Below are 13,870 nucleotides of genomic sequence, written 5' to 3'. Positions count from 1 at the left end.
CTCCTTCACCTCACCTCCAGCCGGAGGATCCTGTCGTCCCCGGGCTCGGGCGTGCCCCGGGTGTCCGTCTCGCTGCTCACCAGCCAGAGCCGGCCGCCGCTTCCGGCGAGAACCGTGCGCAGGCGTCCGTACTCCCCTGAGAGGAACGCCTCCGGGTCTCCGGATCGTTCCGCGCCGGAGATCGGGATGCGCCACAGTCGCTCGCCCCTGAGCCCGGCCATCCAGATCGCGCCCCGCGCGTAGGCGATGCCGCTCGGGGAGGCCTCCGAGGTCGGCCACTGGGCCACCGGGTCCACGAACCCCTCCCGGCTCGCCTGCCCCTCGACCTCGGGCCAGCCGTAGTTCTTCCCCGACTCGATCAGATTCAGCTCGTCCCAGGTGTTCTGCCCGAACTCGGCCGCCCACAGCCGCCCGTCCGCGTCCCAGGCGATCCCCTGCACGTTGCGGTGGCCGTACGTGTAGACCACCGAGTCGGGGAAGGGGTTGCCCGGGGCCGGTCTGCCCTCCGGCGTCATCCGCAGGATCTTCCCGCCGAGCGAGGCCCGGTCCTGGGCGAGACCGGTCACCCCCGTCTCGCCCGTGCCCGCGTACAGCATTCCGTCCGGTCCGAAGGCGATCCGTCCGCCGTTGTGCACGGTCCCCTTCGGGATGCCGGTCAGCACCGGCTCCGGGGCCCCGAGCCGGTCGCCGTCCCCGCCTCCGTACCGCATGCGCACGATGCGGTTGTCCGAGGCGGCCGTCAGGTATGCGTAGACCCAGCCGTCGTGGACGGCGAGCCCCATGAGCCCGCCCTCACCGCCCGGCTCCACCCCCGGCACCTCGCCGAGGGAGGTCTTCGCGCCGCTTCTCCCGTCGACCCGGGTGATGGTCCGCTCGTCCCGCGAGCTGACCAGCAGGTCGCCTCCCGGCAGCTCGGCCAGGCCCCAGGGCGACTTCAGTCCCTCGGTGAGCGTGCCCGCCACCGACACCCGGCCACCCGGGGAAGCGGCCCCGGACGCCGAGGCCGACGCCGATGGCGACACCGACGCGGGCGGAGCCGTACCCGGACGCTCCCCGGCACCCTCCGAGGAATCGCCCGAGGAGCAGCCCGCGACGAGCATCAGCGCGGCGGCGCCCCACAGGGCCTTCAGCACAACAGGACGGCTCATGGTCAACGGTCCCCTTCGACGAGTCGAGCGGCATCCCTTCACTCTTCATACACCGCCCGACCCGATCGGGTTCCCGCCCGCGGACCCCGATTCCGCCGTGGCGCTCAGTCCCACGACCCCCGGGGCGCCGGCAGCGACGCGATCTCCGCGAGATCCCCCGCCGTCAGCCGCAGCCCGGCCGCCCGCGCGTTCTCCACGACCCAGCCCTCCCGCTTCGCTCCCGGCACCGGCACCACGTGCGGTCCACGGCCGAGCACCCACGCCAGCGCGACCTGCGCCGGGGTGACGTCGGTCCCGTGCCGCGCGGCGACCCGTCGCAGCCCCGCCACGAGCGGCTGGTTCGCCGCCATCATCTCGGCCGTGAACCGGGGGTGCCGGGCGCGCGGATCGTCCGACTCGAAGCCGCCGCCCGGGGTCAGCGTCCCCGTGAGGAAACCGTTCCCCAGCGGCATCGCCGCCAGGAAGCCCACTCCGCGGGCCGCGCACCACGGCAGCAGCCGGACCAGCGCCTCCGGCGACCACACCGACAGCTCGGCCTCGACGGCCGCCACCGGGAAGACCTGCTGGATCCGCTCCAGTTGGCGGATCGTTCCCTCATAGCCGTCGCGGGCGGTCCCGGTCGCGCCCCTGCGGGCCGACCGGGCGCCGACCGCGCACAGCCCGAGCGCCCGCACCTTGCCCGCCGAGACCAGCTCGGCCATGGCGCCCCAGGTCTCCTCGACCGGCACCTCGGGGTCCGCTCGGTGCAGCTGGTAGAGGTCGATCACATCGGTCTGGAGCCGCCGCAGCGAGGCGTCGCAGGCCCGACGCACGTATCCCGGCCTGCCGTTGGCGACCACGTGCCGACGCTCGCCGCCGTCGCCGACGAGCAGTCCGCACTTCGTCGAGACGAAGGCCTCGGCCCGCCTCTCCTTCAACACCCGCCCCAGAAGCAGCTCGTTGGTGAACGGTCCGTACATGTCGGCGGTGTCGAGGAGGCTCATGCCGGCGTCAAGTGCCGCGTGCACGGCCCGCAGTGAGCGGTCCCCCCGTTGCTGCGAACGGCTGTACGCCCAGTTCATCGGCATGCACCCCAGGCCGATCGCACCCACGTCGAGCGCCGTCGCCCCGATAGTCCTGCGCTCCACCTGCCGGTACCCCTCCCTGTGCCGTCCCCCAAAGTAACCAATGGAGCGCGGGATTCTTCGCATAGCCTCCCGGTCATGAGATTCGAAGACAGCGCCGCCGACGTGTGGCTTCCGGTTCCCGCGGACGAGATCGAGGGACTCCCCGCACCGGCCGAGTCCGGCCTGAACTACCGCTTCTGGGACGGCGGAGCGGACTTCCCGGCCGATCCCGCCCGCTGCGCCTTCTACGTCGTCCCGTACATGAAGGGGTCGGAGATCGCCGTACGGCCGCTGGCGGCGATGACCTCCCTGCGCGCCGTGCAGACGCTCTCCGCGGGCATCGACCACGTCACGCCCGGCATCCCCGCCCTGCGGCCCGGGGTCGCCCTCTGCAACGCGAAGGGCGTGCACGAGGCGAGCACCGCCGAGCTCACGCTCGCGCTGATCCTGGCCTCGCTCCGCGGCATCCCCGGCTTCGTGCGCGGCCAGGACGCCGAGGAGTGGCGGGCCGGCTTCTACCCCGCGCTCGCCGACAAGTCCGTGCTGATCGTGGGGTACGGGTCGATCGGCGCCGCCATCGAGGACCGGCTCGCGCCGTTCGAGTGCGCGCGGGTAGCGCGCGTCGCGCGCTCCGCGCGCGCAACGGAGCGCGGTCCGGTCCACGCTCTCGCGGATCTGCCCGCCCTCCTTCCGGAGGCCGACGTGGTCGTGCTGTCCACTCCGCTCACGCCCGCGACCCACCACCTCGCCGACGCGGACTTCCTGGCCAGGATGAAGGAGGGGGCGCTGCTCGTGAACGTGGCCCGCGGGCCCGTCGTGGACACGGCCGCGCTGCTCAAGGAGGTCGAGAGCGGCCGGATCACGGCGGCGCTCGACGTCACCGACCCGGAACCGCTGCCGGCCGGGCATCCTCTGTGGCACGCTCCCGGTGTCCTGATCAGTCCCCATGTGGGCGGTTCCACTTCGGCGTTCATGCCGCGCGCGAAGCGCCTGATCGCGGGCCAGCTGCGGCGGTTCGCGGCGGGGGAGGAGCTGGCGAACGTCCTCCTCACGACCGGTTGAGCCCCGGGGGACGCGGCCGGCCGGGGCGGGGGGTGTGCGCCCCCGACGCGCGCCGCTCACAAGCCCCCAGCTAGTCACGGAGAGTACTGCGACCCTGTCCCTGAGTGACGGCCCTGGTGTATCGTCCCGAAGCGGGGGGACTGCGTCGATGACGGGCTGACGCTGGGGAGCGAAGTGACGGGTCATCAGATTTCGAGGGGGGCGACGGGTGAAGCACGGCCGGAGGACCGACGATCCGACGCGGCGGCGACGCCGCCGGCCGGCCTCCCGCGCCTCGCTTCCGGCCTCGCGCGTTCGGTGCCGGACCAGGCCACGCCGTCCCGTGCGCCACGCGCCGCCGGACCGCACGACTGCGACGGGCACGCCCCAGGGAGTGCCGAGGAGCCGCCCGCGCGCCCGCACGAGCCGTCCGGGTGCGGCGGCGCGGCGCCGGAGGGGCCGGTGAGCGCGCCCGGGGCCGTCATCGCGCGCAGCCCCGTCGGCGGCGACTCCGGGCATCCCCGCCGGGATCGTTCCGGCATCGGCTCGATCGTCGCTCAAGTCGCCCTGGGGCTCATCTGCGCGGGCTACACGACCGGCGCCTCGCTCGGCTGGGGGTCACCGGAACTGGCCCTCTTCATGGGGGACTTCGGACTCAGCGCCGCAGCGCTCACGGCTGCGGTCTCCTGCTTCCTCTACGGCCGCGTCCACCGCGGCAGCGACCGCCCCGCGTGGCTGCTCTTCGCCTTCTCCTCCCTCATGGCCGCCTCGGGGAACGCGGTGTGGGGGTGGTACGAGGTCGTCCTGCGGACGCAGGTGCCCGACTCCTCCGTCGCGGATCTCTTCTTCTTACTCTTCGCACCGCCCGCCGTCGTCGGGCTCCTCGTCCTGGCCAAGAAGCCCGTCACCCGGGCCGGTTGGGTCTGCCTGGGGCTCGACGCCTGGCTCATCGGCGGTTCCCTGCTCACGCTCTCCTGGAGCCTCGCCCTCGCCCGTACCGCGCACTTCGAGGGCGAGTCCGTCGCCCAGGCCGCCCTGTCGCTGGCGTACCCGCTGCTCGACATCGTCCTGGTCAGCATGGTCCTGGCGCTGCACTTCCGGCGCTCCCAGGCGAACCGCTCGGCGACCAACACCGCGATCGCCGCGCTCGCCCTGACCGTCCTGTGCGACGCGCTGTTCACCTCGCCGCTGCTCCGCGAGAACTACGCCTCCGGCCAGCTCCTCGACGCCGGCTGGTTCGCCGGCTCCCTGCTCCTCGCCTACGCGCCCTGGGGGGTGCGGCGGGTGCCCGACTCCGCTGTGGCCGCCCGCGGGCCGTGGCTGCACAGCCGCCCGGTCGCGGGCTCGCTCGCCGCGCTCACCCCGTACCTCGCCGCCGCCGTCTGCACCCTCGGCATCCTGTACAACGTCGTCGAGGGCCGCAGGGTCGACCGGGTCGTCGTCCTCACCGGCTGCGCCGTGGTCCTCGCGCTCGTCGTCCGGCAGGGCATCATGCTTCTCGACAACATCGCGCTGACTCACGAACTGGCCCAGAAGGAGAACCACTTCCGGTCCCTCGTGCAGGGCTCCAGCGACGTCATCATGATCGCTGCGCCGACCGGGATCCTCCGCTACGTCAGCCCGGCCGCCGCCGGTGTGTACGGGCGCGAGGCCGACGAGCTCATCGGCTCCGAGCTCGCCTCCCTCATCCACCCCGAGGATCTCGGGGCCGTCGTCCACGAGGTGCGCCGCTTCCTCGCGGCCTCGCCCGCCGACGAGCCCACCACCCGCATCGAGTGCCGCTTCCGCTCGGGCCACGGGGGTGCCTCACGGTCGAGCGAAGCCGAGAGCGGTGGAGACTGGCTCAACGTCGAGTCGACCGTCAACCGCCACCAGGGCGGCCTCATCTTCAACAGCCGGGACGTGACCGAACGGGTCCGCCTCCAGGCCCAGCTCCAGCACAACGCGGAACACGACCCGCTCACCGACCTGCCCAACCGGGCGCTCTTCACCCGGCGGGTCCGGCAGGCGCTCAGCGGCCGCAGGTCCTCCGACCCCGGCACCGCCGTGCTCTTCATCGACCTCGACGGCTTCAAGGGGGTCAACGACCGCCTCGGCCACCAGGCCGGCGACGACCTCCTCGTCCAGGCCGCCCGCCGCCTCCAGGAGTCCGTGCGGGCCGGGGACACCGCCGCCCGGCTCGGCGGCGACGAGTTCGCCGCCCTGATCCTCGGCGACGGCGGCCGCGAGCAGGCCGCCCGGGAGGCCCAGGTCCAGGAGATCGCCGACCGGCTCCGGCTCACGCTCTCCCGGCCGTACCGCGTCGACGGCGGCAACGAGGTGCGGGTTGCCGCGTCCATCGGCGTCGCCTTCGCCGAGCCCGGCATGGAGGCCGGCGACCTCCTGCGCAACGCCGACCTCGCGATGTACCGGGCCAAGGCGGCCGGCAAGGACCGCGTCGAGCTGTACGCACCCCAGATGCAGGCCGAGGTCGTACGGCGCACCGAGCTGGCCGCCCGGCTGCGCACCGCCCTCCACGACGGTGAGTTCGCCCTGCTCCACCAGCCGGTCGTCGACCTCACCACCGGCCGGATCTCCGCCGTCAGCGCCCAGGCGCGCTGGCGCTCCACCCAGGGCATCCTCTTCACCCCCGCCGAGTACCTCCGCGTCACCGACGACGGCGAGCGCACGGCCGAGCTCGGCCGCTGGCTCCTCGAAGAGGCGGTGGAGCAGGCCGCCGAGCGGGCGGGAATCGGCCACCGCACGCCCGTGTCCATTCGGCTCTCCGCCCGCCGCCTCCTGGACCGCTCGCTCCCGCTCGGTTCCGTCGAGTCGCTGCTCACCCGGCACGGCCTGCCGTCCGGCTCGCTGATCATCGAGCTCGCCGACAGCGACCCCCGGGCCTCGCTCGACGAGCTGGAACAGCGCCTCGTGACCCTGCGCCGCCTCGGCGTGCGGATCGCGCTCGACGGATTCGGCAGCGGACATGTGGCGATCGACGCCCTTCGGCGGCTTCCCGTCGACATACTGAAGCTGGACCGAGGGCTCGTCGAGGGTGTGGTCGAGTCCGCCCGGCTCCGCAAGATCACCCGAGGGGTGCTCCGCATCGCCGGCGAGCTCGGCCTGCAGACCGTCGCCGAGGGCGTCGACGTACCGGAGCAGGTGCTCGCGCTGCGCGCCATGGGATGCAGTCACGCCCAGGGCATGGCCTTCTCGGGCCCGCTCGACGAATACCGCCTGCGCAGGGCCCTCGTACGGGACGAGTACCCGCTCCCCGGAGCGGTCCCCGTGAGGGCCGGAAACCGTCCCCCGATCCGCTCAAATACTGAGACGCCCGTCCCACCCACTTGACACCGGTGAGGTGGGAGAGGGAGGGTCAGTGCCATGCGCACCCGAATTCTCGTACTTGGAAAGCGCGTCGGCTAAAGCAGGGCCACCGTAGGCCCGGCTGAGAAAGCATCCGACGCGCTCCCCTCGCTTGCCTCACGGCACGAGGGGTTTTTTGTTGCACTGGATCACCCCCAAGTCGACGTAAACCCTCTCAAAACACCTCGCAAAAACCCTCTGCTTCGAGAAGAGATGCTGATGACCGACCAGGCCACCGGGCACCATCCGCAGCCGCGGCCCCGTAGCGGCGCGCAGCCCACCGTCGAGCACGTCACGGGCGCGCAGTCCCTCATCCGTTCTCTCGAGGAAGTCGGCGCCGACACCGTCTTCGGCATTCCGGGCGGCGCGATCCTCCCGGCGTACGACCCGATGATGGACTCGCAGAAGGTGCGCCACATCCTGGTCCGTCACGAGCAGGGCGCGGGCCACGCCGCGACCGGCTACGCGCAGGCCACCGGCAGGGTCGGCGTCTGTATGGCGACCTCCGGTCCCGGTGCGACGAACCTCGTCACCCCGATCGCCGACGCGCACATGGACTCCGTGCCGCTCGTCGCGATCACCGGCCAGGTCGCCTCGAAGGCGATCGGCACGGACGCCTTCCAGGAGGCGGACATCTGCGGCATCACGATGCCGATCACCAAGCACAACTTCCTGGTCACCAAGGCCGAGGACATCCCGCGGACGATCGCCGAGGCCTTCCACATCGCCTCCACCGGCCGCCCCGGCCCGGTCCTGGTCGACATCTCCAAGGACGCCCTCCAGGCGAAGACCACCTTCAGCTGGCCGCCGCAGACCGACCTGCCCGGCTACCGCCCGGTGACCAAGCCGCACGCCAAGCAGATCCGCGAGGCCGCGAAGCTGATCTCCGCCGCCAAGCGGCCCGTCCTGTACGTCGGCGGCGGTGTCATCAAGGCCGGCGCCACCGGCGAGCTGAAGATCCTCGCCGAGCTCACCGGCGCCCCGGTCACCACCACCCTGATGGCCCTCGGCGCCTTCCCCGACAGCCACCCGCTGCACGTCGGCATGCCCGGCATGCACGGCGCGGTCACCGCCGTCACCGCGCTCCAGAAGGCCGACCTGATCGTCGCCCTGGGTGCCCGCTTCGACGACCGCGTCACCGGCAAGCTCGACAGCTTCGCCCCGTACGCCAAGATCGTCCACGCGGACATCGACCCGGCCGAGATCGGCAAGAACCGCGCCGCCGACGTCCCGATCGTCGGTGACGCCCGCGAGGTCATCGCCGACCTGGTCCAGGCCGTCCAGGCCGAGCACAGCGAGGGCAACAAGGGCGACTACACCGCCTGGTGGAGCGACCTCAACCGCTGGCGCGAGACCTACCCGCTCGGCTACGAGGTGCCGGAGGGCGGCAGCCTCTCGCCGCAGCAGGTCATCCAGCGCATCGGCCAGCTCGCCCCCGAGGGCACGATCTTCGCCGCGGGCGTCGGCCAGCACCAGATGTGGGCCGCCCACTTCATCGACTACGAGCAGCCGGCCACCTGGCTGAACTCCGGCGGCCTCGGGACGATGGGCTACGCGGTCCCCGCCGCGATGGGCGCCAAGGCCGGCATGCCGGACCGCACGGTCTGGGCGGTCGACGGCGACGGCTGCTTCCAGATGACCAATCAGGAACTCACCACCTGCGCGCTGAACAACATCCCGATCAAGGTCGCCATCATCAACAACGGCGCCCTCGGCATGGTCCGCCAGTGGCAGACGCTGTTCTACAACCAGCGCTACTCCAACACCGTCCTGCACTCCGGCCCGGACGACGTCCAGGCGAACAAGGGCACCCGCGTCCCCGACTTCGTCAAGCTGTCCGAGGCCATGGGCTGTGTCGCCCTGCGCTGTGAGGACCCGGCCGACCTGGACAAGGTCATCGCCGAGGCGAACGCCATCAACGACCGTCCGGTCGTCATCGACTTCATCGTCCACGAGGACGCCCAGGTCTGGCCGATGGTCGCCGCGGGCACCTCGAACGACGAGGTCATGGCCGCGCGGGGCGTCCGCCCCGACTTCGGCGACGGCGAAGACGACTGACAGCGAAGAGCGAAAAGGAAGAGACCCAGACATGTCCACCAAGCACACGCTCTCCGTCCTCGTCGAGAACACGCCCGGCATCCTCGCCCGGATCGCCGCGCTCTTCTCCCGCCGTGGCTTCAACATCGACTCGCTCGCCGTCGGTGTCACTGAACACCCCGACATCTCCCGCATCACCATCGTGGTCAATGTCGAGGACCTGCCCCTGGAGCAGGTGACCAAGCAGCTCAACAAGCTGGTCAACGTCCTGAAGATCGTCGAACTCGAGCCCAGCGCTGCGATCCAGCGCGAGCTCGTCCTGGTGAAGGTCCGCGCCGACAACGAGACCCGCTCCCAGATCGTCGAGATCGTGCAGCTGTTCCGCGCCAAGACCGTGGACGTCTCGCCCGAGGCCGTCACCATCGAGGCCACCGGTTCGAGTGACAAGCTCGACGCCATGCTCAAGATGCTGGAGCAGTTCGGCGTCAAGGAGCTCGTCCAGTCCGGCACGATCGCCATAGGGCGTGGTTCCCGGTCCATCACGGACCGGTCCCTGCGGGCCCTCGACCGCAGCGCCTGAGAGTCATCGGAGGTCAACCGCAGGTCCATCCGGCGGTCCGACTGACGAGACCCCAAAGCTTCCCTCAAGCGCTCCCCCGTACGGTGGGACGCAACATCAGCACCTCAAGGAGAATCCCAGTGGCCGAGCTGTTCTACGACGACGATGCCGACCTGTCCATCATCCAGGGCCGCAAGGTCGCGGTGATCGGCTACGGCAGCCAGGGCCACGCCCACGCGCTGTCGCTCCGTGACTCCGGTGTCGACGTCCGCGTCGGCCTCCAGGAGGGCTCCAAGTCCAAGGCCAAGGCCGAGGAGCAGGGCCTGCGCGTCGTCTCCGTCGCCGAGGCGGCGGCCGAGGCCGACCTCATCATGATCCTGACCCCGGACCCGATCCAGGCCAAGGTCTACGAGGAGTCCATCAAGGACAACCTGAAGGCGGGCGACGCCCTCTTCTTCGGCCACGGCCTGAACGTCCGCTACGGCTTCATCGAGGTCCCCGAGGGCATCGACGTCGCCCTGGTCGCCCCGAAGGGCCCGGGCCACCTGGTCCGCCGTCAGTACGAGGAGGGCCGCGGCGTTCCGTGCATCGCCGCCGTCGAGCAGGACGCGACCGGCTCCGCCTTCGCGCTGGCGCTCTCGTACGCCAAGGGCATCGGCGGCACCCGCGCGGGCGTCATCAAGACGACCTTCAAGGAAGAGACCGAGACCGACCTGTTCGGTGAGCAGGCCGTGCTCTGCGGTGGTACCGCGGCGCTGGTCAAGGCGGGCTTCGAGACCCTGACCGAGGCCGGCTACCAGCCGGAGATCGCGTACTTCGAGTGCCTCCACGAGCTGAAGCTCATCGTCGACCTCATGTACGAGGGCGGCCTGGAGAAGATGCGCTGGTCCGTCTCCGAGACCGCCGAGTGGGGCGACTACGTCACCGGCCCGCGGATCATCACCGACGCCACCAAGGCCGAGATGAAGAAGGTCCTCGCGGAGATCCAGGACGGCACCTTCGCCAAGGAGTGGATGGCCGAGTACCACGGCGGCCTGAAGAAGTACAACGAGTACAAGACCCAGGACGAGAACCACCTCCTGGAGACCACCGGCAAGGAGCTGCGGAAGCTCATGAGCTGGGTGAACGACGAGGAGGCGTAAGCCTTCCGGGGCGGGGCCGGACAGTGTGTCCGGCCCCGTTCCACATCGTTGGACACCCCGTCCAACCACGGACGGGTGATCCTTCCAACGAGGCGTATGAGCTGCGCCGACACACCACTACACTTCTCAACAACATACGCGTCAGGCCCACAGCGTCGTGCGCTTTCACGCGGCAAGCCCCCTCCACCGCCTGCGGCCGTCGGGACGGCCGTCCGCACTGGATCTGTGAGGACTCACGTGAGCTCGAAACCTGTCGTACTCATCGCTGAAGAGCTGTCGCCCGCCACCGTCGACGCGCTGGGCCCGGACTTCGAGATCCGGCACTGCAACGGCGCGGACCGCGCCGAGCTGATCCCCGCCATCGCCGATGTGGACGCGATCCTGGTCCGCTCCGCGACCAAGGTCGACGCCGAGGCCCTCGCCGCCGCGAACAAGCTCCGGGTCGTCGCCCGTGCCGGCGTCGGTCTGGACAACGTCGACGTCTCCGCCGCCACCAAGGCCGGCGTCATGGTCGTCAACGCCCCGACCTCGAACATCGTCACCGCCGCCGAGCTCGCGTGCGGTCTGCTGGTCGCCACCGCGCGCAACATCCCGCAGGCCAACACCGCGCTGAAGAACGGCGAGTGGAAGCGCAACAAGTACACCGGCGTCGAGCTGAGCGAGAAGACCCTCGGTGTCGTCGGCCTCGGCCGCATCGGCGTCCTGGTCGCCCAGCGCATGTCCGCCTTCGGCATGAAGATCGTCGCGTACGACCCCTACGTGCAGCCGGCCCGCGCCGCCCAGATGGGGGTGAAGCTGCTGGCCCTGGACGAGCTCCTGGAGGTCGCGGACTTCATCACCGTCCACCTGCCGAAGACCCCGGAGACCATCGGCCTCATCGGTGACGAGGCGCTGCACAAGGTCAAGCCCGCGGTCCGGATCGTGAACGCCGCGCGCGGCGGGATCGTCGACGAGGCGGCGCTCTACACGGCGCTCAAGGAGGGCCGGGTCGCCGGCGCGGGCCTCGACGTGTACGCGAAGGAGCCCTGCACGGACTCCCCGCTCTTCGAGCTCGACCAGGTCGTCTGCACCCCGCACCTCGGCGCCTCCACGGACGAGGCCCAGGAGAAGGCCGGCATCGCCGTCGCCAAGTCGGTGCGCCTCGCGCTCGCGGGCGAGCTGGTCCCGGACGCGGTCAACGTCCAGGGCGGCGTCATCGCCGAGGACGTGAAGCCGGGTCTGCCGCTCGCCGAGAAGCTCGGCCGCATCTTCACCGCCCTCGCGGGCGAGGTCGCGGCGCGGCTCGACGTCGAGGTCTACGGCGAGATCACCCAGCACGACGTGAAGGTGCTCGAACTCTCCGCGCTCAAGGGCGTGTTCGAGGACGTGGTCGACGAGACCGTGTCGTACGTCAACGCCCCGCTCTTCGCGCAGGAGCGCGGTGTCGAGGTCCGTCTGACGACGAGCTCCGAGTCGCCCGACCACCGCAACGTCGTCACCGTGCGCGGCACCCTCGCCGGCGGCGAGGAGGTCGCGGTCTCCGGCACGCTGGCCGGCCCCAAGCACCTCCAGAAGCTCGTCGCGGTCGGCGACTACGACGTGGACCTGGCGCTCGCCGACCACATGGTCGTGCTGCGTTACGAGGACCGCCCGGGCGTCGTCGGCACGGTCGGCCGGATCCTCGGCGAGGCCGGTCTGAACATCGCGGGCATGCAGGTCTCCCGCGCGGAGGAGGGTGGCGAGGCGCTCGTCGTGCTCACCGTGGACGACACGCTGCCGGCGGCCGTCCTGGCGGAGATCGCCGAGGAGATCGGTGCCGCCTCGGCCCGCTCGGTCAACCTGATCTGACCGCTGCTCGCAGGGACTGTACCCGGCCTCTAGACATTCGTCTTACACGAGCGTCTAGCGTCCGGGTACAGTGCTGTCATGGGACATAAGGAAGACCTGCTCGCAGGCGCCAAGCGCTGCCTCCTGGAGAAGGGGTACGGGCGCACCACGGCCCGTGACATCGTCGCCGCCTCGGGCACCAACCTCGCCTCCATCGGCTACCACTACGGCTCCAAGGACGCCCTGCTCCAGCAGGCCTTCCTCTCGCTCACCGAGGAGTGGGGCGAGCAGGTCGGCCCGGGCGGCGAGGAGAAGCGGGAGCTGCCGGCCGATCCGTACGCGCGCTTCCACGCCGTGTGGGAGCAGGTCATCGGGGCGGCCGAGGCCAGCCGGCCCGTCTGGAAGCTCCAGACCGAGATCGTCACCCGGCTCGACGACGACGAGAAGCTGCGCGACGCGATCAAGGAGCCCCAGCGGGAGGGGCGCCTCGGCATGGCCGAGGGCTTCCTCGGCATCGACCCGGAGGCGGACCCGGAGAAGGCCCGGGTGGCGGGGCTGCTCTGTCAGGCCCTCGCGACCGGCGTGATGATCCAGTGGATGGTCGACCCGGAGACCGCGCCGAGCGCCGAGGACCTCACCGCCGGGCTCAGGGTCCTGATGGGGGAGGACAGCTGAGGACGACCTTCGCGCGGGCGTGCTCCTCCTCGACGTACCGGAGGGCCCGCGGCGCCTCGGCCAGCGGATAGGTGCGCTCGACCACCGGGGTGATGCCGCCGGTCTCGGCGAGCTCCCGCAGCGCCGCCAGGTTCTCCCGGCGCGGTACGGCCGTCAGGACGTGGAGGCGGCGGCCTGGGAGCAGGGAGAGCAGCTGTCCCTTGACGATCAGCCCCATCGGCCCGAAGACGCTGCCGCCCTCGAAGACGCCTCCGCCGGACAGGACGAGCGTCCCGGCGGGGGAGAGGACCCGCCGCAGCGCGGACAGTGACCGGTTGCCGACCAGGTCGAACACCAGGTCGTAGCGGTCCTGGCCGGTGGTGAAGTCGTCCCGGGCGTAGTCGATCACCCGGTCCGCGCCGAGCCCCAGGACCAGCTGCGCGTTCCGGGCGCTGCACACCCCCGTCACCTCGGCGCCGAACGCCTTCGCGAGCTGCACGGCGAAGGTGCCGACTCCTCCCGAGGCGCCGTTGACCAGCACTTTCATGCCGGGGCGCGTCTTCCCCAGGTCCCGCAGCCCCATCAGGGCGGTGTTGCCGGCCAGCGGGATCGCGGCCGCCTGCTCGAAGGTGAGTCCGGCGGGCTTGCGCTCCGTCGCCGTCTCCGGGGCGCACACGTACTCGGCGAAGGACCCGGGGGCCTCCCCGAAGACCTCGTCGCCGGGACGCAGGCCGGTCACCCCGGGGCCCACCGCCTCGACCCGGCCCGCGAAGTCCCGGCCCCGGATCCGCTCCTTCGGTCTTCGCAGGCCGAGGGCCAGCCGGGCCACGTACGGGTCGCCGCGCATCAGGTGCCAGTCCGCCGCGTTGACGGCGGCGGCGTGGACGCGGACGAGGACCTCCCGCTCGCGCGGTGCCGGCCTCTCGACCTCCGTGAACTCCAGTACGTCCGTCGATCCGTACCGGTCCTGCACCCAGGCCTTCATGACGCCCCCTCACTCTCTCCCGGTCGTACAAGGACGACGGTAGGGCG

The 13,870-nt window shown here is 71.3% G+C and carries 10 protein-coding genes; 7 read left to right on the top strand and 3 right to left on the bottom strand.

Going from position 1 to position 13,870, the window contains the following annotated elements:
* Window positions 1–5: 5 nt before the first annotated feature.
* Together IE124_RS32010 and IE124_RS32005 are read right to left on the bottom strand one after the other, a co-directional pair.
* A complete protein-coding gene (locus IE124_RS32010) occupies window positions 6–1,148 on the bottom strand; it encodes a PQQ-dependent sugar dehydrogenase (protein WP_189513169.1) in 1,143 nt (380 codons plus the stop codon).
* A 104-nt stretch (window positions 1,149–1,252) separates the two neighbouring features.
* Complete coding sequence (locus IE124_RS32005) at window positions 1,253–2,275, bottom strand: aldo/keto reductase (protein ID WP_189513167.1); 1,023 nt, start codon at window positions 2,273–2,275, stop codon at window positions 1,253–1,255.
* Between the two features lie 75 nt (window positions 2,276–2,350).
* On the opposite strand from IE124_RS32005, the gene IE124_RS32000 reads away from it, so the two are divergent.
* The 7 genes from IE124_RS32000 (at window position 2,351) to IE124_RS31970 (ending at window position 12,859) form a co-directional block, all read left to right on the top strand.
* A complete protein-coding gene (locus IE124_RS32000) occupies window positions 2,351–3,316 on the top strand; it encodes a 2-hydroxyacid dehydrogenase (RefSeq protein WP_189513165.1) in 966 nt (321 codons plus the stop codon).
* A 441-nt stretch (window positions 3,317–3,757) separates the two neighbouring features.
* Window positions 3,758–6,625, top strand: coding sequence for a putative bifunctional diguanylate cyclase/phosphodiesterase (locus IE124_RS31995; RefSeq protein WP_370468853.1), 2,868 nt, complete (start codon window positions 3,758–3,760; stop codon window positions 6,623–6,625).
* Window positions 6,626–6,853: 228 nt separating this feature from the next.
* Window positions 6,854–8,698 carry an acetolactate synthase large subunit gene (locus IE124_RS31990; RefSeq protein ID WP_189513163.1) on the top strand — a complete coding sequence of 615 codons (1,845 nt, stop codon included), beginning with the start codon at window positions 6,854–6,856 and terminating at the stop codon, window positions 8,696–8,698.
* Between the two features lie 31 nt (window positions 8,699–8,729).
* Window positions 8,730–9,257, top strand: coding sequence for an acetolactate synthase small subunit (gene ilvN / locus IE124_RS31985; RefSeq protein ID WP_024756291.1), 528 nt, complete (start codon window positions 8,730–8,732; stop codon window positions 9,255–9,257).
* A gap of 119 nt (window positions 9,258–9,376) precedes the next feature.
* The gene (gene ilvC / locus IE124_RS31980) at window positions 9,377–10,378 is read left to right on the top strand and encodes a ketol-acid reductoisomerase (protein ID WP_055641191.1); all 1,002 of its coding nucleotides are present in this window, start codon (window positions 9,377–9,379) and stop codon (window positions 10,376–10,378) included.
* Window positions 10,379–10,615: 237 nt separating this feature from the next.
* Window positions 10,616–12,205 (top strand): phosphoglycerate dehydrogenase, encoded by a 1,590-nt coding sequence (gene serA / locus IE124_RS31975; RefSeq protein ID WP_189513161.1) that lies wholly within the window; start codon window positions 10,616–10,618, stop codon window positions 12,203–12,205.
* 78 nt (window positions 12,206–12,283) lie between these two features.
* Window positions 12,284–12,859, top strand: coding sequence for a TetR/AcrR family transcriptional regulator (locus IE124_RS31970; RefSeq protein ID WP_189513160.1), 576 nt, complete (start codon window positions 12,284–12,286; stop codon window positions 12,857–12,859).
* On the opposite strand, the gene IE124_RS31965 is transcribed toward IE124_RS31970, so the two are convergent.
* On the bottom strand, window positions 12,831–13,823 hold the full coding sequence (locus IE124_RS31965) for an NAD(P)-dependent alcohol dehydrogenase (protein WP_189513158.1): 993 nt from the start codon (window positions 13,821–13,823) through the stop codon (window positions 12,831–12,833). The two genes, IE124_RS31970 and IE124_RS31965, sit on opposite strands and share 29 nt — an antisense overlap.
* Window positions 13,824–13,870: the final 47 nt, after the last annotated feature.

It is taken from the genome of Streptomyces narbonensis, from assembly GCF_014649015.1.
GTDB lineage: Bacteria > Actinomycetota > Actinomycetes > Streptomycetales > Streptomycetaceae > Streptomyces > Streptomyces narbonensis.
This window is presented reverse-complemented; position numbering and strand designations above follow the sequence as displayed.